Genomic DNA, 25750 nt, shown 5'->3' on the forward strand with positions numbered 1-25750 from the left:
TGCCTCAAGCGCGCGTCGGTCGGATGTGCGGGCCTATTGAGGGTTCAACGGCGGGGCGTGGGGGGCGAGCACGCAGAGAGGGCCCGCAACAGGCGGGCGGTTGCTAAGGCGTCGGAGGATGCCCGGTGGGGATTGTCGTAGGGGATCGCGAAGTGGGCGGCGAGGTTGCTCAAGGTGTAGCGGCCCACTGACTCTCTGGGCACGAGGGCCCGGGCTGCGGCGGCAGTACACAGGCGTGGCGCCTCTAAAAGGGGAAGGTGGGGGTCCCGCTGCGCTAGCCGTGCTGTTTCCGCGCTGAGGAAGGTGGCGTCGAACTCAACATTGTGTCCAATGAGCACCGCGGCGCTTGAGATGATCTCCGAGAGCCCCCCGAGGACCTCGCCGAAGGCGGGGGCGCCTGCCACCGTGCTGTCGGTGAAACCGGTGAGAGCAGAGACCTCGCGGGGGATGGCGCGGCCGGGGTTGACCAGGGTGGACCAATGTTCGGCGAGGTGCCCATTGCGCAGGCGCACAGCGGCGATCTCGATGATGCGGTCGCGGAGGGGATCCAGGCCGGTGGTCTCCAGGTCCACGACGAGGGCGTTGCCGTGTAGGGCACTGCGGAGGCGTCCTTGGGCCTCGTGGGGGCTGAGAGCTGGCGACGGCTGCGTAGGGGACATTGGGTGTCAGCGTACGCCCGCCAGCTCGGGCCCGGTGGGTACGCGGCGTCGGATGATTTCGGGCACGTGGGGGGCACGGCGGTAACCCCCGTGATGTTCGTTGGGAACCACCACGAGGCGGTATTCACCCTATGATGTGATGAAGGTCACACTCTCTCTTCTGGACGCTAAGAGCGGCGCGCTATCAGCAGTGGGAGCCACCCATCAAAAGGCGCTCCCTTGCCCGTGGCATGGGTGAAACCAGAGCTATTAAGGCTCAGCGGTCGCCCCCGCCACAAAATCGCCGAAAAGTCACGATTGGGCCACGGGATCGGCCGGAACACGCGGAAACGGCGGTTCGCTTTGCAACAACCGTGACTATTTCGTAATCTTTTCGAGACCTTGACGAGAGGTAACGAATCACCCAGCGGAGCTCCACGAGAGGAACCGGGTGGCACGGACACAGAGAAATGTGGGTCATGTCAGCTCGGGATACCCATCCCGAGGGTTCCGCTGGGGGGATACCGAACATTTCGAAAACTTGATGCGCGTCCCGGCGCATCGCTCCCGCAGGGGACACGCCGACCAGCGTATCGCCGAGGAAGCGCACAGTTCACCATTGTTCGGGCGGGAACAAGCGCCCGACGAGCACCGACCGAAAGGTAACCAACCGCCCCATGGGTAAGCACAGCCAGAAGAAGAACACCATCATCCGCACGTCCGCGATCATGGCCACCGTCGGCGCCGGCGCCGCCATCCTGAACCCGGCCATTGCCGACGCTCAGCCGGTGACCGTTCCGAACACCAACGTCACCTTCGATGTTCCCGCAGAACTGGCTCCTCAGGTTGTCCCTCTCATCAACTCCATCCCGGGTGTGCCCGCCGACCTACAGGGCGCTATGCCCGCGGCTCCCGCCCCGGCCCCCGGTGCACCCGCGCTGCCGGCACCGGCTTCCTCCACCGGTCAGCACATTGCCGACATCGCCCTCAGCAAGGTGGGCGCCCCCTACGCTTGGGGCGCTGCAGGCCCGGATGCCTTCGACTGCTCCGGCCTGACCTCCTGGTCCTACAGCCAGGCTGGCAAGTCCATCCCCCGCACCTCCGACGCGCAGGCCGCTAGCGGCGCTCAGGTCTCCGTGGAAAGCCTGCAGCCCGGCGACATCATCTCCTACTACAGCGGCGCGTCCCACGTTGCCATCTACATTGGCGGCGGCAAGATCGTTCACGCTCTCAACGAGGGCGAGCCGGTGCGGGTGGACGACATGAACTACATGCCGATCAACAACGCCGTACGCTTCTAGAACACCTACTTCTGCCGGAAACCCTCGCCCGACTCCTACCTGCGGCCCTTGTCCGTGGGGGGAGGTGGGGAGTTGGGTGCCAACCGAAAGAGTGGCACACTAATCCGGCGCTTTGGGCCCTAACGGGGTGGCCGCCTACTATCTTCGATGTAGATGAGGCCACCTCGTTTCCCGTCCCTACACCTTTGTCTCCACCTCGCTTCGCTTCACCAAGGAAAAGCCCACCGTGACAATCCAGTCCGCGTTCCTGCGGTACACAGTTCGACAGACCATATCCCGCGCTGCAGTGTTCGCCACGATCGGTGGCCTGTCGGCCGGTGCAATCACCACCACCGCTGCAGATCCCGCGCCGCAGAATCAGGCCCAGGAGCAGGCGCCGCAGGGGCAGGGCCAAGCCGGCCAGTCCGCCGCAGCGCCAGCGCCGGGGGAGGGCCCTGCAGTAAAACCCGCCGATGCCGAGGCTGCAGAGGTTCAGCGACTGCTGGAACAACCGGTTCCCACGGACTTTGATGGGCTGCTGAACCGGGCGGAGACCATTTCGCGGGCCGCTGCGGCCACGAGCGACAATGTAGAGAAAACCCGGGCCGGGATCGCCGAGAATCAGGCTCGCATCGATCAGATCAAGGCGGACACGCAGCGTTCCGAGGAGCAACTGGCCCAGGCACAGCAGCGCCTGGACGAATCCCAAACGTCGGTGTCCCAGATCTCCTCCGCGAAGTACCGCGGAGCTACCGTAGACGCAGTCTCCTCCGTCGTGGGTGCCAGCGGGCCGCAGGCCGCCATCGACCGCACGGCCTACTTGAACGCGCTGGCGGATCGGACGGATCGAGCCGTCTCCGCCCTCGAGGCCGACCTGCAGTCTGCCCATGAGGCCAACAGCGCGGCCAAGCGCGCCAAGGCCCAGGCGGAGTTCCAGGCCAACAATCTGGCCCAGCGGCAACGGGAGTTGGACGAGCGCAACCACACCCTGACCGACCTCAAGGCCCAGGTCACCAAGATCGTGGACGGATTCACCCCCGAGCAGAAGCGCCAGTGGGTCGACCGCAAGGGGCCGATTGATGTGGATGTGGCCACGTTCCTCGGAAAGCTGCCCGCTGCCGGCCCCGCCTCAGCGAACGTCGGCGGTGCCGTGGCAGCCGCGATGTCCAAGCTGGGCTCCCCCTACGCCTGGGGCGCTGCGGGCCCGAGCGCCTTCGACTGCTCCGGGCTGATGATGTGGGCTTACCAGCAGGTGGGTAAGACGATTCCCCGCACCTCTCAGGCCCAACTGTCCGGGGGCAAGCAAGTTTCCGTGCAAGATCTCCAACCCGGGGACATTGTGGCCTACTACCCAGGGGCTACCCACGTGGGGATGTACATCGGCGACGGCAAGCTCGTTCACGCCTCTGACTACGGTATCCCCGTGCAGGTCGTACCGGTGAACTCCATGCCTATCGTGGGCGCTGTCCGCTACTAACTCCGATGGCGGGAATGCACACCTTCGGGGTGGGGGCCCCGCTCAAGCGCACGCCGGGGACGCCGCCCAAGATCCTGGTAGTCACCAACGACTTTCCGCCGACGGTCGGTGGCATCCAAACCTACGTGCGGGACTATTTGGCCACGTACGATCCGGATCGGATCGTTGTCTTCGCCTCCACGCAGGATCCTGCAGCCGCTGCCGAGTTCGATTCCGCCGTGCCCTACCGCGTCGTCCGGTGGCCGAGGTCGGTCATGCTGCCCACTCCCGCGACGGCGCGCCGGATGCAGCGGCTCGTCGCAGAGCATGACATTGACACGGTGTGGTTCGCCGCGGCCGCCCCTCTAGCAATCATGGCCGGTGCCGCCCGCCGGGCCGGCGTAGCCCGGGTGGTGGCGTCTACCCACGGCCACGAGGTGGGTTGGTCGATGTTCCCCGGCTCCCGGCACATCTTGCGCGCGATTGGTCAGCGCGTCGACTGTCTGACCTACGTCTCCCGTTATGCGCGATCGCGTCTGGCCGGGGTGTGCGGGCCCTCGGTGGCTTGGGAGCCCATGCCGGGTGGTGTGGACACTGCGACCTTCACGCCGGATCCGGAGGGGAGTTCCGAGGTACGGCGCCGCTATGGCCTGGCGGAACGGCGGGTAGTCGTGGCGGTCTCCCGGGTGGTTCCGCGCAAGGGGCAGGACGCGCTCATCGCGGCTTTTCCCGACATTGTGCGGCGAATTCCAAGTGCTCACTTGCTCATCGTTGGCCCGCTCGGGAGGTACGGGGCGTCCCTAGCCAAAAAAGTCAAGGACTTGGGCTTGACCGACCATGTGACGTTCACCGGTTCGGTCCCCTTCGCCGAACTGCCCAGCCATTTCGGTGCCGGAGACCTTTTCGCCCTGCCGGTGCGCACCCAGGCCGGGGGGCTTTCCGTGGAGGGGCTGGGCATTGTCTACCTGGAGGCCCAGGCCTGCGGTGTCCCCGTCGTGGCGGGGCGCGGGGGCGGGGCCCCGGAAACGGTCGTCGAGGGGGTCACCGGCACCACCGTGGACGGGCGGGATAGCGCGGCGATAGCGGACGAGGTCGTTCGCCTCCTCAGCGACGACGACGCTCGGGAGCAGATGGCCCAGCGGGGGCTGCACCACGTTCGACGTGCCTGGACAATGGCAGCCCTCGGCGCCCAGTTCGAGGCCGTCATGGCGGGCGACGGCCGCGTGCCGCCTGCACACAGTTGGAACTACCCAAGCCCCACGGTCTAACGTTGTTGCGGTAATTGGACCGTGAAAGAAAGCGTGTGTGCGCCCGTGCCCGACTTGCTGCTGCCCGCGGATGCCCTGACCATCGGAGTGGACATCGGCGGCACCAATCTCCGGGCAGCCGTGGTGGATGGGGCGGGGCGCCTGGTGGATAGCGAGCAGCTTCCCACGCCCTCGACGGTCCCCGCCCTGGAGACGGCTGTGGAGCATGTCGTTCGAGCGCTGCGCGGTCGTCATCCGCAGGTCTCCGCCGTGGGGCTGGCCGTGGCCGGGTTCATCGCAGAGGACATGACCACCGTGCGGTTCGCGCCCCATCTGCCGTGGCGGGGTGCGAATGTTGCCGAACGCCTACGGCCGAAATTGGGCCTACCGGTAATCATTGAGCACGACGCCAATGCCGCCGCGTGGGGGGAGTACTTCTGCGGTGCGGCACAGGGGGCCGGAACGTGGGTGTTGTTTGCAGTGGGCACGGGCATCGGCGGGGCCATCATGATCAACGGGCAGATCTTCCGGGGGGCCTTCGGCACCGCCGGGGAGTTCGGACATGTGGTAGCGGTGCCTGGCGGGCGCACCTGCCCCTGCGGCAAACGGGGGTGCCTGGAGCGCTACTGCTCTGGCAGCGCGCTGACGCTCACCGCCCAGGACATGATCGCTATGGGACGGGCACCGGACTCCACGCTGACCCGGGAGTTCCACAACCACCCCGAGGAAATCTCGGGCCGAACGATCGTTCGGCTAGCCCGGGAGGGGGACCCCCTGGCGCGGGCGGTGATGCGGGATCTGGGCACATGGCTGGGCCGGGGCCTTGCCATCGTGCAGGACATCGTGGATCCGGAGCTCATTGTTGTGGGCGGAGGGGTCAGCGCGGATGCGGACCTCTATCTCGATCGGGCCCGGAGTGTTCGCGATCGGACGGTGGTGGGTGCGGGCCACCGGCCGCTCGCTCGCCTCGAAACGGCCCGGTTGGGCGGCCAGGCCGGTATGATTGGCGTGGCGCTTTTAGCGGCGAAGACGGTGCACACTACTGCAGCAGAACGCCCCGGAAGAACAAGAAAGGCCCGGTGAACCGTGCACAACAAAACGTACTGGTGGCTGAAGCATGTCTTTATCGGGCCGCTGCTGTGGGTGTACAACCGGCCCTTCACCCGGGGAGTGAAGACTATCCCGGAGACCGGCCCGGTGCTTTTGGCCAGCAACCACCTCGCCGTCATGGATTCCTTCTTCCTGCCTCTGGTGTGCAAGCGGCAGCTCACGTTCCTGGCGAAAAAGGAGTATTTCACCACTCCTGGGTTGGTTGGGGGAATCCAGAAGTGGTTCTTCTCCTCGGTGGGGCAGGTCCCCTTGGACAGGGACGACAAGGATGCCCAGCGTGCTGCACTGAAAACCGCCAAGGGGATACTGGCCAAGGGGGACGCGCTGGGAATGTACCCGGAGGGCACCCGCTCCCCGGATGGTCGGCTTTACCGCGGTAAGACGGGCCTAGCCCGCATCGCCATGGAGACCTCCGTTCCCGTGTATCCGGTGGCCATGATCAACACGAACAAGGTCAATCCCATCAACACGTGGGTGCCCCGGCCTTTTCGCTGCGGCGTGGCCGTGGGAAAGCCCATCGACCCTGCTGGATATCAGAACACCGGGGACGACTTTGCCGCCGCCCGTGAGATGACAGATCGCATCATGTCGGCGATAGCGGCGCTTTCCGGACAGGAATACGTGGCTGGGTTCTACGCCGCGGATGTGAAAAAGAGCCTTAACGAGGGCAAAGGCTATCCCCCGGGGACGGAGCCAGGCGCGGTTACAGCTAGGTGAACTTGACCGGAACGTCAGAAATTGTATGTTCATATAGATGACTATGAGCCCAGCCGAGCCACCCGCCCCCACCGCGCGGCAGCGTCTCGGCTGGGCTGATACCGCCAAAGGCCTATCCATCATCGGCGTGTGTCTGCTGCACGTCGTCACCGCCGTGCCAGATGCTCTGAACACCCCAGTGGGGCTCATCTCGACGGCTCTGGACCCCCTGCGCATGCCCCTGTTTTTCATGGTGTCCGGGCTCTTCGCGCACCGCATTCTGCAGCGCTCCCTGGCGGATCTGTGGTACCGGCGGTTATGGTTCCTGCTCATTCCTTACCTCGTCTTCACTCCAGTTCAAGCGGTGTTCCGGCTCGAGCTGGACCAGCGGCTGAGTTGGGGCAACTTTCTGTTAGCAATTGTCAGCGGGGACCCTGGGCTGTGGTTCCTCCACGCGCTCATCCTGTTCAACCTGGCCGCGTGGCTGCTGCGAAAGCAACCGGCACCTCTGGCCGTGGCGCTGTCCTGCCTGCCCCTCTTGATCGGAGTCATGACCGGTGCAGTGATGAATCAGGGCTTCCGCCAGATCGTTATCTACGCACCGACCTTCTTTATCGGGTTGCGCTACCGAGAGCTCATGTTCGCTATCGCGCAGAGCGCCGGGCGCTGGTGGGCGGCCGGCGCCAGCATATGTGTGTACCTTCTCTCCGAGGTGCTGTACCATCACGCCAACACCACCCGCTGGGCAGAATGGAATGAGCTCACCGCTAGCGAGACCGCTGTGGCCAACTTGGTGCGGGCCGTCGCGGCGATCCCGATGGGAATCGTTCTCGCCGTTGCCCTCGTCCACACTCCCGTCGTGGGCCGGTCGCTGCAGTGGATCGGGCGCCACACCCTGCCGGTGTACGTTTCACATCACGCTGTCATGGCGCTGGTCTTTTCTGCCATCGTGCTGCCGCTCGTGGACTCCGATCCCGATCGCTATGGATTCCTTACCCACACGTACCCAATGGTGATTGTGGGCATGCTCGCCTGCGCCGCGGCCGGCGCATTCTTCTACGCCGTCGGCAAGGTCCCCTACCTGCAGTGGGTTCTCTACCCTCCGCCGCTGCCCCGGCGGCACCACCGCCCGGCGGGCCACGCCGGGGATCATCGCGCCAGGGTCGAGACCCTGTCGGGGGTGCGTTAGGTCCGCACCTGATGCCCAGACCCTAAGATGGGCAACCGTGCGCTACTTCTACGACACCGAATTCATCGAAGATGGGCGAACCATCGATCTGATCTCCGTAGGAGTGGTGGCCGAGGACGGCCGTGAATTTTACGCCGTCTCCACTGAATTCAACGCCGCTGCGGCCGGCTCGTGGGTCCGGCGGCACGTATTGCCGCAGCTCCCGCCGCGCTCTCACCCAGCCTGGATGAGTCGAGCGGAATTACGGCAGGCCCTCTATTCCTTTCTGCTGCCCGGAGCCCGGCCGGGTCAGCGGCTGCCCTACGACCAGCGGCCCGAACTCTGGGCGTGGGTGGGTGCCTACGACCACGTCGCCATCGCCCAGCTTTGGGGAGACATGACCGCCCTGCCCCGGGAACTACCGCGCTACACCCGGGAGCTTCGGCAATTGTGGGAATTTGCTGGTCGCCCCAAGCTGCCCGCCCCACCCCAGGGGGCCCACGATGCCCTCGTCGATGCGCGGTTTAACGTCGTGAAATACCGGGAATCCATGGCGGCGCTCGCCGCAAAGGGGCCCGAGTTGGCCAAGTAGTCTTCTGTGGGCTGGTTCACGTATGATCCCCCCATGGCTTGGACTATTGATGCCCCGCTCGACGAACTTCCCGACCTGCCGCCGCTTCCCCCGGCTCTTGCCGCCAAGCTGGAAGACGCGCTCTCTCGAGAAGCGAAGCAGCAACCGAGCTGGGATAAGGACCACGCCTCCCGCGTGCGTCGGATCCTGGAATCCGTGCCTCCTATCGTCGTCGCCCCGGAGGTCCGCCGACTGAAGAAGCAGTTGGCCGATGTGGCCCTGGGCCGGGCATTCCTCCTGCAGGGCGGGGATTGCGCGGAGACCTTCGAGTCCAACACCGAGCCGCACATCCGCGGTAATATCAAAACCTTGCTGCAGATGGCCGTGGTCCTTACCTACGGTGCCTCCACTCCAGTGGTCAAGATGGCCCGCATCGCCGGGCAGTACGCCAAACCCCGCTCGGCGGACCGGGACTCCTCCGGGTTGCTGAGCTACCGCGGGGACCTGGTCAATGGCGTGGAAAGCACCGAGGAAGCCCGCGCCCACGATCCCTCCCGAATGGTTCGGGCGTACGCCAACTCCTCGGCTGCCATGAACCTCGTCCGCGCGCTGACCAGTTCCGGCACCGCTGATCTGTACAAGCTGCACGAGTGGAACCGCGAGTTCGTCTCCGAATCGCCGGCCGGCGCTCGCTACGAGGCTTTGGCGGAGGAGATCGATCGCGGCCTGGAGTTCATGAGCGCCTGCGGCGTACAATCCCCAACTCTGCGGAACGCGGACATCTACGCTTCCCACGAGTCCCTGGTCTTGGACTACGAGCGTGCCATGCTGCGCCTCGCGCACACCGAGGATGGCGACGACGCCCTCTACAACCTCTCCGCCCACCAGGTCTGGGTGGGGGAGCGGACCCGCGGCGTGGAGGATGCCCACATCCAGTTCGCCTCGGTGATCTCCAATCCGGTGGGGGTCAAGATCGGCCCGAAGACCACTCCGGAGGAGGCGGTGCAGTACGTGCGCACGCTGGATTCCCGTAACGAGCCGGGTCGCCTCACGCTGATCTCCCGCATGGGTTACGACAAGGTCCGCCAGGTCCTTCCTGCCATCGTGGAGGCCGTGGAGGCTACGGGGCACAAGGTCATTTGGCAGTGCGACCCCATGCACGGCAACACCTACACCAGCTCTAACGGGTACAAAACGCGGGACTTCGACAGGATTATCGACGAGGTCCAGGGGTTCTTCGAGGTCCACCGGTCCCTCGGCACCCACCCCGGGGGCATTCACATCGAGCTCACTGGTGAGGACGTAACGGAGGTGGTGGGCGGCGGCCAATCCATTACGGACGTCGACCTGCCCGAGCGCTACGCCACGACCGTCGATCCGCGACTGAACACCCAGCAGTCTCTGGAGCTGGCCTTCCTCGTCGCAGAGATGCTGCGTAACTAAGGGCTATCCCGCGCATCGGGGGGGGGGGAGTAAGTCCGGGTTCGCGCCGCCGGGGGGTCGGACGGTTCGCCCCGCCGGGGGGTCGGATGATTCGCGCCGCCGCGGGCTCTGATGGCACGCGCGTGGTGGGGGAATCGTATTTAGAGGGTGCGGATCGTGACGTGCTCCCCGGGCTGGACGCGCGCTCCCGCCTGTGGTTCTTGCGAGATCACGACGCCACTGGAGCCGCCCTCGACCGTTACGTGAAGTCCTAGGGCTTCCAGCGAGCTGCGAGCGCGATTGCCACTCTGTCCAATGACCCGCGGTAGGGACGTAGCCGCAGAACCTTGTCCTCCGGTGGAACTGGTGCTTGCGGCGTTTGCCGAGCCCCCCGACAGCCGGATGGTGACCACCGTATCCGTGTCCACTTTCGTCCCGCTAGGCGGGTCCAGCAGGGCGATCTTGCCCTCCGGGAGGGTAGAACCGTACAGACTCGGGCCGAGAGTGTGCCGTAGGGAGCGCTGTTCCAGGAGTGTCTGCATTTCCTCCAGGCTGCGTTCTGGGACTGTGTCCGGAACCGTGGGACGACCCTGCGACACAACGATCGTCACCTCCCCGCCGCGCCGGGTCTTTTCCCCGCCGCCGGGAGTTACTGACAGGATGTGGGAAGCGGAGTGTCGTTGTCGTACCGCAGCTGGGTGCGCGCGTGAAAATCGGCTTGTTCGATTGTCCGGGTGGCCAGGGAAGATTCCATTCCGAGGACGTTGGGCACTTCCCCGTAACGCCCAGATGTCAGCCACCATCCCCCGAGGGCAACCGCGGCTACGAGCCCGGTGATGACGAGAAACCACAACACGCGGCCCCCCGCCGAGCGGTTGCTTAGTGGTTTTTGGGCTGCTCGGTCGATGGCGGGCGAGGCCGGAGCCACGTGCGCTGCTAGAGGTGCCGGGTGTTGTGCTGGCGCAGCCGCATGGGGCATTGGGGGTTCTCCCACTGCCCTGTCGTAGTGCTGAGAGGGGTCCGGGGACGCCGACGCGTAACGGGGTTGGGAGCTATACCCCAGCCGGTCATTGCCCTGCTGGCCGTAGGCATCATCGGGACCCAGTCCCTGCCCGGCCACACTCTCGGGGAGATCAAACGCAGCTTGCTCTGAGGTGTGGTCGGCGCCGACCTGCTGGGTTCGTAGTAGCACGGCACGGGTGGCCATCGACTCGTCGTCCCACGACAACCGCTCGCCGAAGTCCGCCTGTTTCAGGGCACGGCGCACGGCAGAATTGACCGGTGCCGGGACGATAAAGCCCGGCAGGTTCTCCTCTCGAATGGTTCGAACGACAGCGCGGCGAAACTCACCCCCGTCGGCAAAGCGGTCGTCCGGCCGCAATGCGCAGGCGGTGGCCACAAGTTCGTCGATCGCCGGTGGAACCCCGTCGATGAGCTCGGAGGGGGCAGGAACCGAGTCCCGCAGGCGGGCCACGGCCGTGAGCTCGTCGGTCTCGCCGTGGAAGGGTGTTTGGCCGGTGATGAGCTCGAAGAGCAGGATGCCGGCGGAATAAACGTCGCTCGCGTGGTTGAGTTCCTCCCCGCGGACTTGTTCGGGGGAGAGGTACGCTGCCGTTCCGATGACCTGAGTGGTTTCCCGCGGCCGGGACCCCCCAGGTTCAGTGGCGCCAGAACCCCCGGAGCCGTCCTCCAGCCCGCGCTGGGCAGTCGTCAATCCGGAGCGGCTCAAGCCCCCTGTGTTCTGCACCCCCGTGGCGATCGCCCGGACCAGGCCGAAGTCGGCGAGCTTGACCTGGTGTTCATCGCTGATCAGCACGTTGTCCGGCTTGATGTCCCGGTGGATCATCCCGGTCCGGTGCGCGACGGACAGCGCGGTCAGCACCTCCGACATCACCGCGAGGGCGGCATGCGGGGGCATCGGTCCGCGTTCCTTCAACAGCTCCCGCAGGGACCCGCCGGGGACCAGCTCCATCACCAGGAAGACCAGCTCGCCGTCGTGACTGCGGTCCACCCCCTGGTCGAAAACGTTCACCAGCGAGGGATGGTTTAACCGGGCTACCGCCCGCGCCTCCCGCTCGAAGCGGATGCGAAAGGTGGGGTCCGCCGCCAGCAGTGGGTCCATGACCTTCACCGCCACCTCACGGTCCAAGCGTTCGTCTACAGCGTGGTAGACCGTGGACATTCCTCCGCTGGCGATGTCCCTGCCCAGGCGGTAGCGATCGTCGAGCAGGCTTCCGGGGCTGAGGTTCTTCACAGCGTGCTCGGCCATCCCTTTCGCTTACTCGTCGGTGGACAACGGTGGGGTTGGGCGGTGGACCGACAAGTGAACGGTAAGAACAACAGGTGCGAACCACCCGCCGGTTCACGGCTAGTCCAGCCGGTTCACAGTGAGTATAGGCGTTGTTCCCCGACGACGGCCCAGGCGTGAGCATAACTATCCGCGAGCCTCCGCTAGGGTGTGATCCGTGAATACACGCAATCCCCACGCCCCCGAACCGCACGAACAGTCGGCGCCCCCGTCCAGCACCGGCTCGCGCTCCCGCACCGCCCCGCGCATCCTGACGCTCGCGGAGCCCACGGCGGGCCTACCGGCGGGGGAGACTGTCATCACCATCGCGGAGGCTGCGGACCGCGCGGGGTTGGTGGCGTCCAAAATCTTCGACGAATTAAACGCCGGGCGCCTGTTGGACATCCGCGTAGATTCCGTGCGCTACATCCCCGAGCGCTTTTTCACCGAGGATGGCGAGATCAACCGGTTTGTCCCGGGCGTGCTGGCGCTGCTCAGCGATGGGGGCTACAGCCATCGGGAGTCCCTGGAGTACCTGTTCACTCCCGATGACTCCTTGCCAGGTCGGCCGGTGGACGCACTGCACGGCCACCTCGCCAGGGAAGTCATGCGGCGGACCCAGGCGATGGCAATCAGCTAGTCGGCGGCGAGCTCAGTTCCGCTCTTGGGCGAGGGAGGGAAGCGGAGAGGCTGGCACCGGCACTCGCTGGAACAGCCACGGGGGACCGGTGGGCGCGCAGGCTCAAGGAGGGTGTCCACAAATCGGTCTCTGCCTCTGGCTTACCGGGCCGGTAACCCAGGCAGGCCCGCGCCATCAACCAGGTGACCACGAGAATGAAGAGCACCCAGGACGGCTCATACAGCCGATTATCCCCTCCGCCATCGAACATCATGCACATCGCCATGGACCCCCAAGCGGTGAAGAACACCATCCACCGGCGAGAGACCCACACCCCCAGCAGAGCAACCAATGGCGCGTAGTACCACGGCAGCACAACCGCATTGAAGATGCAGGTCAACAGGTACGCCAGGGTTGCCCCTTTGAGGGCCTCCCGGGGGGTGCGCCGGAATACCCACCACGCGGCCACCAAGCCCATCCCCAGGGCAGCCGTCGTCGCCGGGCGGACGTAACCGAGGATGAGGTTGAAGGTGATGTCGTCATCGAACTGCGACAGCGGTGGCTGCAGAGTGCTGGCCACGGCGGAGGACAGGGACAGGGGATTGACCACCTTCGTGTTGCCGGCCACCGTCGCCAACCACTGCCAGGACTGACCGCTGGCCAGCGTGATTGCCTCCACGATCGCCAACAGCAGGGCCGTGGAACCCAGCCCCACCCCGAGCAGCGCGACCAAGCGATTGCGGTGCTCCCGGAACAACCCGGAGGGCGCGTTGCCGGCCAATCGAGACACGGTGATCCACACCAGGAAGGGTAGCCCCACCACGGCCGTAGCCTTCAGGGCGGTACCAATTGCGATGAGGGCCACACCTGCGGCAGCACCCCGTAGCGGGCGTAGGCGCACCCCCGCGTACAGGCCCAGCACGACGAGGGCCATCATCGTCACCTCGTTGTGCATTCCCCCCACCAGGTGGAGGATCGACAGCGGATTGGCCACGCCCAGCCACACGGCCACGCTGGGTTTGGTGCCGAACTGCCGGGCGAGCCGCGCCACCCCCCAGGCCAGGGCCGCGAAACTGCCGAGGGAGAGCGCCTTGTACGCCAGCACGCCCAGCGTGACATTGTCCCCCACCACTGTGGTGATCGCCTGCCCCAGCCACAGGTGCAGCGGGCCGTAGGGGGTGGTGGTGTTGCGCCAGTCCGCGCTGACTTCAAACAGCAGCGGCCCTGGGTTGGCGGCGGCCCCGTGCGTGTAGGGGTTGATGTGGTCCCGCGCGAGGGTGCCCTGCATGAGGTAGGAGTAAACGTCCCGGCTCATCAGGGGTCCGGCGAGGGTGAGCGGTGCGGTCCACCCGGCCACCATGCCCAGCGATAATTCCCGCCCGCGGCGCAGGATGTGGCCGCCCACCACGATCCAACTGATCAGAATGGACCCGATCGCTAGCCACATGACCGCGATGAGCAGCCCGGCGGCGTGGCCGAAGGTCAGCGCGCTGAGCCCCAACCATTGCATCACGCCGCCGCGGGCCCGGGTGGCGCCGACGCAGTGGGAGCACAGGGTGAGGACCACGCTGCCGAGGAAGCCGAACCACCACGCGCGCCGCCAGGACATCGCGCGCAGTGCCGCTGTCACTTCACGCCTCCACCGCCGATGCGGCGGGCGGCCAGGGCCCCGGAGAGGATGGTGGTGGGGACGCCCACGCCGGGGGTGGTGCTGGATCCCGCCATGACCAGGTTGTCGATGCCGTAGGCGGGGTAGTTGCGCGGCCGGAAGGGCCCGGTTTGGGTGAACGTGTGGGCCAGTGCGAAGGGGGTGCCGGCGCCGTGGCCCATGCCCAGCCAGGTGGCGGGGGTGTCTACGCGGGCGATGGAGATGTCGCTAGCCAGCCCGGCGAAGCCGCGCTGTTCGAGCAGGCCCAGGATTTCCTCGGTGTAGGGGTCGGTGATGGCATCCCAGTCCAGGGGTGCCTTGGTGAGGTTGGGGGCGGGGGCCAGCACGCTGATGGGTTCGTAGCGCATGCCGCTATCGGTGGTCTGGCGGCGGGCGGGGGCGCTCGCGGCGGGTCGGGTGACCAGCAGAGAGGGATCGGACATCAGCTCGCCGCGCTTGCTGGGGTTCTTGCCGGTGATCTCCCGGAAGGTTTGGTCCCAGGCGTGGCCGAAGCTGATGGTGTGGTGCATACCGCTGTGCCCGTCGGCTTGGGTGGCCTCCTGCTGGCCGACCCAGGCATCGGCCGTGGCGGTGGGGATGGTGCCGTGAATGACGACGGCGGAGGGGGACCAATTCAATTTCGGACGCCGATAGCGGCGCGCGAGCCGGGACAGCCGCCCGGTGCCATCGGCAGCTCCCGGGCGGGAGGCGTTGAGGAGCTTCTCCATCACCGGGAGGTCGGGGGTGGCAATGACAGCATCTGCGGGGATGGTCTCGCCGTCGCTGAGGTTGACGGCGGTGATGTGGTCCCCGTCGAAGGTGAAGGAGGCGACCTCGCGCTCAAGCTGGAAGGACACGCCCACCTTGCGGGCTGCGGCGGCCATTAGTTCCGGGACGTCGCCGATGCCGAAGCGCGGGTAGTAGACGCCCATGGAGGTATCCATGTGGGCGATCACGGCGTACACGGCGAGGGCCTTGCGGGGGGCCACGCCGGCGTAGAGGGCTTGGAAGGACAGCACGCGGGCCAGTTCGTGGTCAATGACCTGTTTTTCGGTTTTGCGCCCGAGGCTGCCGAAGGCCCCGAGGCTGAGGAGGTGGCCAAGGTCGGAGGCTGACGCGGGCGTGGACAGTAGGTCCAGCGGGGAGTCGAAGTCCGCGGCGAGGAAGTTTTCGAAACTGCTGGCAAACAGCTCGGCGGCCCAATCGCGGTGGTGCAGGTAACCCTGTTGGATGCGCTCCACGTCGGCGGCGGAATAGTGGTCAGAGGCGAAGCGGCGGATCTCGCTGAGCATTCGGTCCGAGTTGGAGTACACCCCCAGGACGCGGCCGGATGCGAACTCTGCCCGGTAGGCCGGGGAGAGCTTATGCAGGCCCCAGCCTTCCGGCAGGTCTTCAGCGAGGTCCTGCGGGCGCAGGCCAACGGAGGCGATGGCTGATTCCACGAGGGAGGGCATGGTGAACACCGAGGCGCCGGTATCCGCGGCGTAGCGGCCGTGCCCAGAGGTCAGCCATTCGGTGCGGCAACGCCCGCCGACGGTGCTTTCGGAGTCGATGACGGTGACGTCCCGGCCCGTGGCGCGCACGCGGATGGCGGCGGTGAGTCCCGCCAGTCCCGCGCCGACGATGACGACATGGTTGGTTTTCCCGGGGACAAGTTGGCGTTTCGTCGCCCGAGTCATGGGGATGGAGGGGCGGACAAGGTCGAGGTGGCTTTTGCGGGTACGGGGAGCCATGGTGGTTAAAACCTCCGGTTGGTGAGCCGGGAGGCAAAGCCTACCAACTCGTCGATGATGCTGGAGTGTAGCCAGCTGTTGTGTAGGGCGGTGTTGGCGCTGTCGGTGAGGCCTTGGATTGTGTCTTCGATGTGGTCTTGCGCACCCGTGGCGATGATGACCTTGCGCATCAGCTCCACATCCGCGTCGCTGCTGATGGACCCCAGGGCTTCGTGAACTTCAGTGCGCTGGGCGGCCGTGCCCCGGGCGAGAGCGGAGTTGATCAGGGCGGTTCGCTTGCCCGTGCGCAGGTCATCCCCGCTGGGCTTGCCGGTGACGGCGGGATCCCCGAAGACCCCTAACTGGTCGTCGCGGAGCTGAAAGGCCGTCCCGATCTGCTGTCCAACCTGGCAGAGCAGATCCACGGTGCGCTCGTCGGCGCCGCCCAGGCTAGCCCCGAGGTGGAGCGGGCGGGTCGCGGTGTAGGAGGCGGTCTTGTACTTGACCACCTTTAGGGAATCGGCCACGTCGTCGCTGCCGCGCGCTTCCACTGCGATGTCCAGTTGCTGGCCAACGATGACTTCGGTGCGCATCGCCCGCCAAGCGGGCCGGGCCCGCACCTGGTGCCGGGTGGGCACCCCGGAGTCCGTCAGCATGTCGTCTGCCCACGCGAAGACGAGGTCCCCGGCGAGGAGGGCCTGGCTGATGCCGTAGTGTTCCGGCGAACCGTGCCAGGAGTGATCCCGGTGCTGCTTCTCGAAGACTCGGTGGACAGTGGGGCGCCCACGCCGGAGGTCGGAGGCGTCGATAATGTCGTCGTGGATGAGCGCACACGCCTGAATGAGCTCCAGAGAGCTCACTGCGGCGAGATAGGCCTGTGGGGGAACCCCACCTTCGGTCTCCCCGTCGTGTGGGTGGCCGCCGCCGCCCTCCCAGGCGGCCCTCACTCCGGCCCAGGCGAGGGTGGGGCGGACTCGTTTACCTCCTCCGAGGATGAAGTCCGCGAGGGCATCCAAAGTTGTCTCCAGCAGCGGATCGATGCCGCCGAACTCTTTGCGGCACTGTTCTAAGTAGGCCTGCAGGACCTCTTGGCAGGCGGCGGGCACCTCGCTCAACGGCGTTGACGGCGCCCAGCGGGCGGAAGCGGGGCCGGGATCGGTCCACGGTTGCATAGGAGCGGTAGTGCCTTTCTCAGGCTTCGGGGCCTAGTAGCAGGCAGCACAATGGCTACCGTAGGTGCACATCTTGAGAAACCGGATTGGATCGATGTGCGGGAACGCAGAACTTCAGTCTAGCGGCGATATGGACGGCGGCGGCAGGAGCCGGTGGTCTGGAGGGCACCACACGTCGCGGGCGTTAAGATTCCTGACATGCCGGATTCTCCCCGCCCCGCCCCCCTGCCGTACCGCCAGGTCGCGGTCTCCGACACCCTGCGTTTCAACACCCCCGGGCGGGTACCCTTCTCGGTCGAGTTCATGCCACCCCGGGATGACGAGGCCGAGCTGCGCTTGTTCACGGCGGCGGAGGCCTTTCACGACCTCGGGGTCAGCTTCGTGTCCGTGACCTACGGGGCGGGAGGATCCACCCGGGAGCGCACGTTGCGCGTCGCTCGCCGGCTGGCCACTAAGCCGTTGACCACCCTGGTACACACCACGTTGGTGGAGCACACGGTCCCCGAGCTCATCCACATGGTCCGGGCCTACGCCAGCCTGGGGTTGACCAACCTGTTGGCGCTGCGGGGGGACCCTCCGGGGGATCCCACGGGCCAGTGGGTGCAAACACCGGGTGGCCTGAGGTATGCCAGCGAGTTGATCGAGCTGGTCACCGCCATGCCGGAGGGGCGTTTTTTCGATATCGGCATTGCTAGCTTCCCCGAGGGCCACTACCGGGCCAATGATCTGCAGCAGGACACGGAGATCACCCTCCGCAAACTCCGAGCCGGGGCCCAGTACTCCATCACCCAGATGTTCTTCGACGTCGACCATTATCTGCGCCTGCGAGACAGGTTGGCCGCAGCCGACCCGACGGAGGGGGCTAAGCCCATCATCCCTGGGCTCATGCCCATCACCTCCCTGCGCTCTGTACGCAAGCAGATGGAGCTCGCGGGGGCCCAACTGCCCGCCGACATCGAGCGGGAGCTGCTTTCAGCCGCCGGTGGGGACGAGCGAGCCAATCGCGATCGCATCCGGGAGGTGGGCATTGGTATCACCACGAGGATGGCTGAGCGCCTCATCGCCGAGGGCGCCCCTGACCTGCACTTCATGACGATGAATAACGTGCGGGCGACCCAGGAGGTCCTGCACAACCTCGGGATGGCTCCAGCCTGGGGGGAAGAGTACGGCCACGACATGGTTCGCTAGCTGCGAACTTCGGGGATGTCCGGCCGTTCCCGCCGCAGGATCCCAAAAGGCCTGGGGTCTCCGCCGAAGTGGAAGTCCCGGAGAACATCCCGGAAACCGAACTTGCGGTAGAGCGACCAGGCCCGGTTGCCCTCGTCACGCGCCTCCGGGGTGGACAGCATCACAGCCGGGGTGGACACGGTGCGCAGATGCTGGGCCAACAACTGGGTGCCCACGCCCTGGTTCTGCCACTCCGGTAGGAGGTGCACCTCGGAGAGTTCCGTGTAGCTGCCCATGAACTCCCGGATAGCTTCGGTGCTCCAGCCGATGTTGCGAAGACCCGCATAGACGGAGTTGTACCAGAAGGTGGCGGCGGTGCCGAGGAAGCTGAAGCACACGCCAACGGGGTGGTGGCCGTCAGCATCGGGGTTGGCAGTCTCGCCGTGCGGATGCGCCAGAGCTACGTGACAAGCAAACTGCGGCTCCTGGGCATTCGAACGCCACAAGACCCGGCGGCCCTGGTGGGCGGAACGGGGATACCTCATGGCAGCGAGGTGGATGTCCACGAGCCGGTCCAGGTGGCGCAGGAACTGGTCGGGGTTCAGGCGAACCACGTCCACCCGCAGGGCAGCGGGGGGCACGGTGGGCTGGCTGAACATGCGGTCCATGGTGCCACGGTTGTCCACGCAAAGGTGCAGCTTTAGGGTAAAGGTTGGTCGCATCGAACATATGTTCTATAAAACCGGTATCATGGCATGGCGATGTCCCGCAGCGGCGTTAGCGTGAGCAGCACCAAAGACAGGGACTCCGGAGCGCCGGTGACCAGGACTGGAAAGGTGGGCCGAACAATGGCGACACAGCAGCGGAGAGGGTGGCAGACTCGCCCCGATGCGCGGGCCTTCGTGGCTGCTGCCGAAGATCAGTTGGAACTCGCTCGCACTGCGGCGACGGCGGAGGTGGCCATCGTGTACGCCTATCGGGCAGCCCTGCGGGCCGCCGGTTCTCTCATCGAATCGGAGCGAAAGGGGCGCAAGCGCCTGCCGGCCGGGTCTGCGTGGTCCCGGTTGCGTCGGGTGTCCCCGGAGCGTGCGGATCGGGCGGCGAACTTTGAGGCTCATGCGCGCTATGTGAATCGGGTGGACATGGGGTTGGAGCGGGAGGTTCCGAGCTCTGTTATGGACGCCGTCTACCGCGACGCCAGCGCACTGATCGAGGAGGCGCGCCTAGCCGCCGGCTTGCAGCCGCAGACCTTGGGGGCAGCCGGGTAGGGGAGAATCTGCCGTAGTGGTCTGGGCAATCGGATCTAAGGAACACGCCGGAGCGACTACGATGGGGTTGTAAGCGCAGGCGCAGGCAACCAGTTCCGGGCAGGTCCGCTTGAGGAACTAAAAACCCGCCCGTGGCGTTGACACCGTGAGAGTGTGAAAGCGTCAGCAACGAAAACTGGTGGATTGGGCTATCACTAGCTCGATCGAACCAACTTGATCGGCCGGATTTTGCTCGGCGCGCCGTGCCGTTCGCACACCGTGTCAACCGTGAACAAGACCGTCCAGAGTGGAGGACAACCGTGGCTTTATCTGAGAAGGAACAGCGCATGCTCGCGGAGATCGAGCAAGCGCTGGCTGCGGAGGACCCGCGCTTCGCCCAGCGTGCGGCGAAGGCCGGGTCGCACTCCGGCTTTTCCTTCAACATTCGCTGTGTCGCACTGCTTCTCCTTGGGCTCGTCACGCTTATCGGGGGCATCGCGTTGGCCCAGCACTCCCTGTGGTTCGTGGCCCTCAGCATTCTGGGGTTCCTTATCATGTTCGCCGGGGGCATGTTGGGCTTCCGGGGCACTCAACCCTCCCCGAAGGTGGGAAGCGCCCCCCAGCGTGGCAAGTCCCGCCCGGGTCGGGCCCGTGTTCCCAATGGCAACCTAGGGGACCGGATGGAGAACAACTTCCGGAAGCGATTTGAGCGCTAGCTAGAGGCACACACAAGGCCCTTTCCCGTAGGCGCTGGGTCACCCCACACGCCCAGTGGGCCGGACCCCATAGACACTGGGCCGAAACCCAGGATGTCGGTAACAACAGCCGTCATCCTGGGTTTTTGCATGCGCAGGAAGGTTCCCCGGCGAATGGTGCCCACGCACCACTTCAAGCGACGCCCCCCGGCGACACCCCGGTGAGGAATTTTCCCCCACTTCCCCCCACGCCGGGAAAGACCAGTAAGACCAGCAGAAAGTAGTTGAGAAGCCTTCTGGAGAGACAAACGCTGACCGCTAATTGTGGGTTGCGTGGGGGAAAGTGGGGTAGCATGGGGCTCATGTGACAGCTGGTGCAGTGACCAGGGGGATTCCCCGCATCCCACGTGCAGGGTCTTCCGCCAAACAACTGGAGTGGCTGTTCACGCCGAATAACTCCACAGAGCAAGTAAGGGCCCGGTATCGCGACCAGGGGTTTTGCTTGCGGATTGGGAACGTGTGGGGCTGACAGCGACGACGGCAGAAAGGAACCGCAGACGTGTTCTTCGGCACCTTTAGCCCCAAGCTGGACGACAAAGGCCGCCTCACGCTCCCCGCTAAGTTCCGCGAGCAACTCCACGATGGCTGCATGGTGGTAAAGGGTCAGGACCGCAGCCTGGCGGTGTATCCGCGCGGGGAATTCCTCGTGCGAGCACGCAAAGCGGCGGCCGCCTCCCGGACGAACCCCAAAGCCAGGGCGTTCGTTCGAAACCTCGCCGCCAGCGCAGATGAACAAACCCCGGATTCACAGGGGCGGATCTCCATCTCCGCTGGGCATCGGAACTATGCGGGGCTCGCCAAGGAATGCGTTGTCATCGGATCGGTGGATTTCCTAGAGATTTGGGATGCCGACTCCTGGTCCGAATACAACCGCGAGCACGAGGCGGACTTCTCCGAGGGGATCGACGAGGCCTTCGCCGAGTTCCTCTAGGTGCCCCTCACCTCCGTCGGCTTCGGCGCAGCGATGGCCAGGTCAGAACCCGGAGAGCATTCGGCGACCACCCGGGCGACCACCCGAGCGATCAGTCGGAGATCACCGTGTTGCGGTCAGGCCCTCACCTGGATGAACAACGTGGTCGTTTGATGTACTTCCCCAACATCAAGCCCGCGGAGCCATCCAGGTGGGGCCCTGTCCGTAGCACCCCAGCTACCGCCGCCGACGGCCCCCTTTTTCCCGCCCCCAGCTGCTACCGGCCGTACCCCGCCAACCGGCCGTATCCGGGAACTAGCCGGGCCCTGACAGTCAATCCCGTCCTGCCAACCGGCTATATCCCCGCGAACCGGCCACACCGAGCCACCTACGAGCCATCCCCCACAGAAAGGAGGTGCCCCAGAACATGAGCATCACCCCCGGCGCGCCATCGCGCACCACACCCGACCACGCATCCCAGTCCGCCGACACTTCGGCCGGAGTTCGTCCCGCCGAGACCGCGGCCGGTGTTCAGCCCGGGCACACTCCGGTGATGTGCGAACGGATGGTGGAGCTGGTAGGTATTGGCGTCCACAATTGGAAAGAACCGGAAGCACCCGTCATCGTCGACGGGACCCTCGGCGCCGGGGGACACAGTGAGGCCTTTCTCCGCGCTTTCCCCACCGCCATCGTCGTGGGCCTGGACCGTGATCCGGACGCCCTGCGGGAAGCCGGTGCACGCCTTGCCCCCTTCGGGCCCCGCTTCGTCAGCGCAAAGACGCGATTCGATGCTCTCCCGGAAACGCTCGACAGCCTGGTGTCCAGCGGCGATGTGTCGGAGAGCGTCCGGCGGACTGGCGTAGCCGCATGCTTCTTCGACCTCGGCGTGTCCTCCATGCAGTTGGACCGGGAGGAACGGGGTTTCGCCTATCGCACCGACGCGCCCCTGGACATGCGCATGGACCCGGAACTCCCGCTCACCGCCGCAGATGTGCTGAACACGTATTCGCACGGGGACCTGGCCCGCGTGCTCAAGACTTACGGCGATGAGCGCTTCGCAGGCAAAATCGCCTCCGCTGTCCTCCGGGAACGGGAGCGCGAGCCGTTTGCTACCTCCGGGCGCCTCGTGGAACTGCTTTACGCGACCATCCCCGCGGCGAGTCGGCGCACAGGCGGTCACCCCGCCAAACGGACCTTCCAGGCATTGCGCGTGGAGGTCAACCGAGAGCTGGAGGCCCTGGAGCGCGTCATCCCCGCGGCGCTCGGCTGCCTGCCCATCGGGGGAGTAGCGGTGTTTATGAGCTACCAATCCCTCGAAGATCGCCTGGTCAAGCGCGCTTTCTCGGAGGCCACGACTTCCCGCACCCCGGCAGGGCTGCCCATGGAACTGCCCGGCACCGAACCGGAGTTCGAACTGCTCACCCGCGGGGCTGAGCGGGCTGGCCCAGCCGAGATCGACGCCAACCCCCGAGCAGCTCCCGTTCGCGTGCGAGCCGCGCAACGCATCCGACAGCACACCTCCCGGCCCCACCAAGAACGTTAAGGACACCCCCCTCATGCCCCCGACAGGTACCCTCCACGACCTGCCACCCCGGACTGAGCGCCGCACGGCATTCCGACCCGACCGCCGGAAAACCCCCGGGGCCACGCAGACCCCCGTGGGCCCGCGCCGCGTCGAGCGCGCGGCGGCGGCATCTCCCTCGGCAACCCAGACTCGACGCACCTCCCCCCGCACCGGGGCAGCGGCGGCACCTCGGACTTCGGTGGGCGCACGGCGCACCGTCTCCGTCCGCGGTCGGCGAGTGGTGGACTACAACCGCGCCAACTCGGCCGTCGTTCGCCTCGTGGGGGTGGTCGCGGCGATGCTGATCGTGGGCATCGCGGTGATCATGTACTTGTCGGCGGTGACAACGGACCAGTCCTTCCGGATCGCCGAGGCGCGCAAGCAGACGACTTCTGTGGGCAACGAGCTGGAGAGCCTGGAGCGGGATGTCACCGTCGCCCGGTCCTCTGGTCACGTCGCGGAGCGGGCCGCGCAGTTGGGCATGGTCGTGCCCAACCAACCCGGTGTTTTGGAGGCTCGGGGAGCGGATGGGCGGGACATCGTGGAGACCCGGCCCAGCAATGCTGAGGGCAATCGGCCGATTCAGGACGTCAACGGCCGCCAACAGCGCCGGGGGGCTACGTCCAACCCCGCCGAGACCGCCAACGTCCCAGGGCTGGCCCCTTCCGATCCCGCCGGACAAGCCGCAGTGATTCGGGGCACACCCGGGCAGCCCGCCGGCGCACCCCAGGCGGCGGAGTTGCCCTATGCGCCGTCGACTGGGCCCGCTGCTCCTGTTGCCCCGCCCGCTGCGGCTGCGCCTGCCGCCCCTCCCGCTGCGGCCCCGGCAGCCCCGGCCTCGGCACCGGCAGCCCCCGTTGCTCCCCGCACCTAAGTTCCGCGGTCGGCCGAGGCGGGCAATACGGACCCCTTGTTCGAGCTCGCCTTCGCCCCACCCCCAACTCCAATCGCACGTGACACGCCGCAGCGGTGCCGAGACGGATTTTGTCCGCCGGCCGGTACACAATAGCGAGCGAGCCGGTGGTGCCCGCTAGACGGCGGCCTTGTCGCCACCGCCGCACCCCCTAGCCCCGCCCATCCCGACCCATGCCGCAATAACCCACCCTGCTGACCCGAAAGTTGAGGACCGTCCGCGTTGGCCGCTGAAAATGACCGCTCCGGATCCCCATCGGGGTCCTCTGCTGCGCGCGCGGGTCGGTCTCCGGTGGCCAACTCCTGGATGATTGTGGACGCCAGTACGGCGCGCTTCAACAAGCGCGTTCGCATTGTGCTCCTCATCGTGGTCCTCGTTGTTCTCGCCATGGTGCTGCGGCTGACGTGGGTGCAGCTCATCGCGGGACCCAACCTGGCGGAGCAGGCCTCCCAGCAGCGCACCGCAGTAATTGCAGAACCGGCCCACCGGGGCCAGATCACGGACCGCAATGGGCAGGTGCTGGCGTACACGATGGAGGCCCGCAGCCTGTCGGTGCACCCGAATCGTCTGCGGCAGTACATGGAGGAGCGCCACGAGCTATATCCCGATCAAGCGGCGGCCCCGGACCAGCGGCTAGATGAGATTGTGCGCACCCTGCCCGGGATGATCGAGGAGGCCAGCAAGAAGAACACCTCGCAGCGTCGGCCGGAAATCAAGGAGAAGGACCTGCGGGATACCCTGACCTCTAACTCCACCTACGAGGTGCTCGTCCGCGACGTGGACCCGGATGTCGCCCAGGCGGTTGTAAGTAAGTTCCCAGAGATCACCGCGGAGCGCCAGGACGTGCGGATGTACCCCAATGGGGCCGTGGGCCAAAACGTGGTGGGCAAAATCAGCGCAGACAACCAGGGGCAGTTTGGGTTGGAGCTCGCCCAGGATTCGCACTTGCAGGGCATCAACGGGTCCCGCACGGTGGACGTGGCTGGAGATGGCTATGCCATCCCCGGGTCCACCCGCGACGAGCACCCCGCAGTCGACGGCGATGCGTACAAGCTCACGATCGACCTGGACGCCCAAACGTTCGTCCAACAGCAGGTGCAGCAGGCCCGGGAAAAGTCCGGCGCGAAAGCCGCCAACGCTGTCGTGCTCGACGCCCAAACCGGGGAGATTGTGGCGATGGCCAGCTCGGATACGATCAACCCCAACGGGGACATCCAGCAGCAGTTACGGGACAAGAAGGTGTTCGGGGACCGCAACACGGCCGATACCTTCGAGCCCGGATCCGTCGCTAAGGTCATGACCGCCGCCGCGGCCATCGAGGAGGGGAAGACGGCCCCCGACGAGGTCCTGCAGGTCCCAGGCAGCATCAACATGGCCGGAGTCACGGTGAAGGATGCCTGGCAGCACGGGGTGTTGCCGCTGACCACCACGGGTGTATTTGGTAAGTCCTCCAACGTGGGCACGCTCATGCTGGCGCAGCGGGTGGGCCAGGACAAGATGTACGAATACTTCCAGAAGTTCGGCATTGGGCAACCCACCGACTTGGGGCTGCCCTACGAGTCCTCCGGCTACATGCCAGCCCTGCCCCAGTGGTCCGGGGGCACCTTCGCCAACCTGCCCATCGGCCAGGGCATGAGCGTCACCATGGTGCAGATGGCCAGCATCTACCAAGCGCTGGCCAACAAAGGGGTGCGGGTTCAGCCCCACCTCATTAAATCCATCGCCGCCGCGGACGGCACGAACATCCCGGTCCCCGAACCGGCCTCCACGCGGGTCGTGTCCCCGTCGACCGCCGAGACGGCGGTGAACATGTTCCGGGGCGTGACCCAGGCGGACCCGACGGGGCTCAACCGGGGCACGGCTCCGCAGGCAGCGATTCCCGGGTACCAAATCTCCGGTAAGACCGGCACTGCCCAGCAGATCAACCCGGATACCGGGGCCTACTCCAACTCTGCGTACTGGATTACGTTCACCGGGATCGCCCCGGCGGACAACCCGCGCTTCGTCGTCTCGCTCATGCTGGACAATCCCCAGCGCGGACCGGACGGCGGCGCCGGCGGCACCGCAGCTCCCCTGTTCAACGACATTGCCTCGTGGCTGCTGGACCACTACAACGTTCCGCTATCGCCGGATCCCGGCCCGATGCTCAGACTGCAGGATCACTAGAC

Annotated in this window: 22 protein-coding genes and 1 pseudogene; 16 read left to right on the top strand and 7 right to left on the bottom strand. The window is 66.1% G+C overall.

What is annotated here, in order from left to right; genetic code table 11:
• Positions 1-44: 44 nt before the first annotated feature.
• Positions 45-659 (bottom strand): 3'-5' exonuclease, encoded by a 615-nt coding sequence (locus CHEID_RS03875; RefSeq protein ID WP_112768971.1) that lies wholly within the window; start codon positions 657-659, stop codon positions 45-47.
• Positions 660-1315: 656 nt separating this feature from the next.
• On the opposite strand from CHEID_RS03875, the gene CHEID_RS03880 reads away from it, so the two are divergent.
• The 8 genes from CHEID_RS03880 (at position 1316) to CHEID_RS03915 (ending at position 9609) form a co-directional block, all read left to right on the top strand.
• Positions 1316-1939, top strand: a complete 624-nt coding sequence (locus CHEID_RS03880) for a C40 family peptidase (protein ID WP_112768972.1) — start codon at positions 1316-1318, stop codon at positions 1937-1939.
• Positions 1940-2165: 226 nt separating this feature from the next.
• Positions 2166-3395, top strand: a complete 1230-nt coding sequence (locus tag CHEID_RS03885) for an NlpC/P60 family protein (protein WP_112768973.1) — start codon at positions 2166-2168, stop codon at positions 3393-3395.
• Between the two features lie 14 nt (positions 3396-3409).
• Positions 3410-4642: a glycosyltransferase family 4 protein gene (locus CHEID_RS03890; RefSeq protein WP_273661473.1), complete on the top strand. Its 1233-nt coding sequence runs from the start codon at positions 3410-3412 to the stop codon at positions 4640-4642.
• Positions 4643-4687: 45 nt separating this feature from the next.
• Positions 4688-5704: an ROK family protein gene (locus CHEID_RS03895; RefSeq protein WP_238599448.1), complete on the top strand. Its 1017-nt coding sequence runs from the start codon at positions 4688-4690 to the stop codon at positions 5702-5704.
• Positions 5705-5707: 3 nt separating this feature from the next.
• Positions 5708-6448 (top strand): lysophospholipid acyltransferase family protein, encoded by a 741-nt coding sequence (locus CHEID_RS03900; RefSeq protein ID WP_273661302.1) that lies wholly within the window; start codon positions 5708-5710, stop codon positions 6446-6448.
• A gap of 37 nt (positions 6449-6485) precedes the next feature.
• Entirely contained in the window at positions 6486-7616 is a 1131-nt protein-coding gene (locus CHEID_RS03905) for an acyltransferase family protein (RefSeq protein WP_112770158.1), read from the top strand.
• Positions 7617-7653: 37 nt separating this feature from the next.
• Positions 7654-8187, top strand: coding sequence for a polyadenylate-specific 3'-exoribonuclease AS (locus CHEID_RS03910; RefSeq protein WP_112770159.1), 534 nt, complete (start codon positions 7654-7656; stop codon positions 8185-8187).
• A 33-nt stretch (positions 8188-8220) separates the two neighbouring features.
• The gene (locus CHEID_RS03915; RefSeq protein WP_112770163.1) at positions 8221-9609 is read left to right on the top strand and encodes a class II 3-deoxy-7-phosphoheptulonate synthase; all 1389 of its coding nucleotides are present in this window, start codon (positions 8221-8223) and stop codon (positions 9607-9609) included.
• 140 nt (positions 9610-9749) lie between these two features.
• On the opposite strand, the gene CHEID_RS10545 is transcribed toward CHEID_RS03915, so the two are convergent.
• Positions 9750-10130: a PASTA domain-containing protein gene (locus CHEID_RS10545; RefSeq protein ID WP_181645961.1), complete on the bottom strand. Its 381-nt coding sequence runs from the start codon at positions 10128-10130 to the stop codon at positions 9750-9752.
• A gap of 713 nt (positions 10131-10843) precedes the next feature.
• A pseudogene (locus CHEID_RS03925) lies at positions 10844-11857 on the bottom strand (protein kinase domain-containing protein); the annotation flags it as partial.
• 286 nt (positions 11858-12143) lie between these two features.
• Between CHEID_RS03925 and CHEID_RS03930 the strand changes: the two are divergent.
• Positions 12144-12515 (top strand): Rv2175c family DNA-binding protein, encoded by a 372-nt coding sequence (locus tag CHEID_RS03930; RefSeq protein ID WP_112770164.1) that lies wholly within the window; start codon positions 12144-12146, stop codon positions 12513-12515.
• Here CHEID_RS03930 and CHEID_RS03935 read toward each other — a convergent pair.
• The 3 genes from CHEID_RS03935 to CHEID_RS03945 are packed head-to-tail and all read right to left on the bottom strand — an operon-like array spanning position 12508 to position 17026.
• Positions 12508-14124 carry an alpha-(1->6)-mannopyranosyltransferase A gene (locus CHEID_RS03935; RefSeq protein WP_112770162.1) on the bottom strand — a complete coding sequence of 539 codons (1617 nt, stop codon included), beginning with the start codon at positions 14122-14124 and terminating at the stop codon, positions 12508-12510. The genes CHEID_RS03930 and CHEID_RS03935 overlap by 8 nt on opposite strands.
• A complete protein-coding gene (gene crtI / locus CHEID_RS03940) occupies positions 14121-15875 on the bottom strand; it encodes a phytoene desaturase family protein (RefSeq protein ID WP_273661305.1) in 1755 nt (584 codons plus the stop codon). The genes CHEID_RS03935 and crtI overlap by 4 nt, the downstream gene beginning before the upstream one ends.
• A 5-nt stretch (positions 15876-15880) precedes the next feature.
• On the bottom strand, positions 15881-17026 hold the full coding sequence (locus CHEID_RS03945) for a polyprenyl synthetase family protein (RefSeq protein WP_112770140.1): 1146 nt from the start codon (positions 17024-17026) through the stop codon (positions 15881-15883).
• Positions 17027-17224: 198 nt separating this feature from the next.
• Between CHEID_RS03945 and CHEID_RS03950 the strand changes: the two genes are divergently transcribed.
• Positions 17225-18214 carry a methylenetetrahydrofolate reductase gene (locus CHEID_RS03950; protein WP_112770141.1) on the top strand — a complete coding sequence of 330 codons (990 nt, stop codon included), beginning with the start codon at positions 17225-17227 and terminating at the stop codon, positions 18212-18214.
• Here the strand turns inward: CHEID_RS03950 and CHEID_RS03955 are convergent.
• The gene (locus CHEID_RS03955) at positions 18211-18852 is read right to left on the bottom strand and encodes a GNAT family N-acetyltransferase (protein ID WP_112770146.1); all 642 of its coding nucleotides are present in this window, start codon (positions 18850-18852) and stop codon (positions 18211-18213) included. The two genes, CHEID_RS03950 and CHEID_RS03955, sit on opposite strands and share 4 nt — an antisense overlap.
• Positions 18853-19041: 189 nt before the next feature.
• On the opposite strand from CHEID_RS03955, the gene CHEID_RS03960 reads away from it, so the two are divergent.
• From CHEID_RS03960 to CHEID_RS03985, 6 genes are all read left to right on the top strand, one after another.
• Entirely contained in the window at positions 19042-19461 is a 420-nt protein-coding gene (locus CHEID_RS03960; protein WP_112770142.1) for an SAV_6107 family HEPN domain-containing protein, read from the top strand.
• Between the two features lie 299 nt (positions 19462-19760).
• Positions 19761-20156 (top strand): DUF3040 domain-containing protein, encoded by a 396-nt coding sequence (locus tag CHEID_RS03965; RefSeq protein WP_112770143.1) that lies wholly within the window; start codon positions 19761-19763, stop codon positions 20154-20156.
• Between the two features lie 538 nt (positions 20157-20694).
• Positions 20695-21126, top strand: coding sequence for a division/cell wall cluster transcriptional repressor MraZ (gene mraZ, locus CHEID_RS03970; RefSeq protein WP_112770144.1), 432 nt, complete (start codon positions 20695-20697; stop codon positions 21124-21126).
• A 532-nt stretch (positions 21127-21658) separates the two neighbouring features.
• Positions 21659-22648, top strand: coding sequence for a 16S rRNA (cytosine(1402)-N(4))-methyltransferase RsmH (gene rsmH, locus CHEID_RS03975; protein WP_112770147.1), 990 nt, complete (start codon positions 21659-21661; stop codon positions 22646-22648).
• A gap of 13 nt (positions 22649-22661) precedes the next feature.
• Entirely contained in the window at positions 22662-23543 is an 882-nt protein-coding gene (gene ftsL / locus CHEID_RS03980; RefSeq protein WP_273661313.1) for a cell division protein FtsL, read from the top strand.
• A 345-nt stretch (positions 23544-23888) separates the two neighbouring features.
• The gene (locus CHEID_RS03985) at positions 23889-25748 is read left to right on the top strand and encodes a peptidoglycan D,D-transpeptidase FtsI family protein (protein ID WP_112769452.1); all 1860 of its coding nucleotides are present in this window, start codon (positions 23889-23891) and stop codon (positions 25746-25748) included.
• Positions 25749-25750 lie beyond the last annotated feature (2 nt).

Origin of the sequence: Corynebacterium heidelbergense (assembly GCF_028609845.1) — a bacterium.
Lineage (GTDB): Bacteria > Actinomycetota > Actinomycetes > Mycobacteriales > Mycobacteriaceae > Corynebacterium > Corynebacterium heidelbergense.

Excerpts from the sequence above, each read along its gene's own strand:
- ftsL (WP_273661313.1), top strand. The coding sequence starts at position 22,662 with ATGCCCCCGACAGGTACCCTCCACGACCTGCCACCCCGGACTGAGCGC.
- CHEID_RS03880 (WP_112768972.1), top strand. The coding sequence starts at position 1,316 with ATGGGTAAGCACAGCCAGAAGAAGAACACCATCATCCGCACGTCCGCG.
- CHEID_RS03950 (WP_112770141.1), top strand. The coding sequence starts at position 17,225 with ATGCCGGATTCTCCCCGCCCCGCCCCCCTGCCGTACCGCCAGGTCGCG.
- CHEID_RS03905 (WP_112770158.1), top strand. The coding sequence starts at position 6,486 with ATGACTATGAGCCCAGCCGAGCCACCCGCCCCCACCGCGCGGCAGCGT.
- crtI (WP_273661305.1), bottom strand. The coding sequence starts at position 15,875 with ATGGCTCCCCGTACCCGCAAAAGCCACCTCGACCTTGTCCGCCCCTCC.
- CHEID_RS03915 (WP_112770163.1), top strand. The coding sequence starts at position 8,221 with ATGGCTTGGACTATTGATGCCCCGCTCGACGAACTTCCCGACCTGCCG.
- CHEID_RS03960 (WP_112770142.1), top strand. The coding sequence starts at position 19,042 with ATGGCGACACAGCAGCGGAGAGGGTGGCAGACTCGCCCCGATGCGCGG.
- CHEID_RS03985 (WP_112769452.1), top strand. The coding sequence starts at position 23,889 with ATGATTGTGGACGCCAGTACGGCGCGCTTCAACAAGCGCGTTCGCATT.
- rsmH (WP_112770147.1), top strand. The coding sequence starts at position 21,659 with ATGTGCGAACGGATGGTGGAGCTGGTAGGTATTGGCGTCCACAATTGG.
- CHEID_RS10545 (WP_181645961.1), bottom strand. The coding sequence starts at position 10,130 with ATGCAGACACTCCTGGAACAGCGCTCCCTACGGCACACTCTCGGCCCG.
- CHEID_RS03955 (WP_112770146.1), bottom strand. The coding sequence starts at position 18,852 with ATGTTCAGCCAGCCCACCGTGCCCCCCGCTGCCCTGCGGGTGGACGTG.
- CHEID_RS03890 (WP_273661473.1), top strand. The coding sequence starts at position 3,410 with ATGCACACCTTCGGGGTGGGGGCCCCGCTCAAGCGCACGCCGGGGACG.
- CHEID_RS03945 (WP_112770140.1), bottom strand. The coding sequence starts at position 17,026 with ATGCAACCGTGGACCGATCCCGGCCCCGCTTCCGCCCGCTGGGCGCCG.
- CHEID_RS03875 (WP_112768971.1), bottom strand. The coding sequence starts at position 659 with ATGTCCCCTACGCAGCCGTCGCCAGCTCTCAGCCCCCACGAGGCCCAA.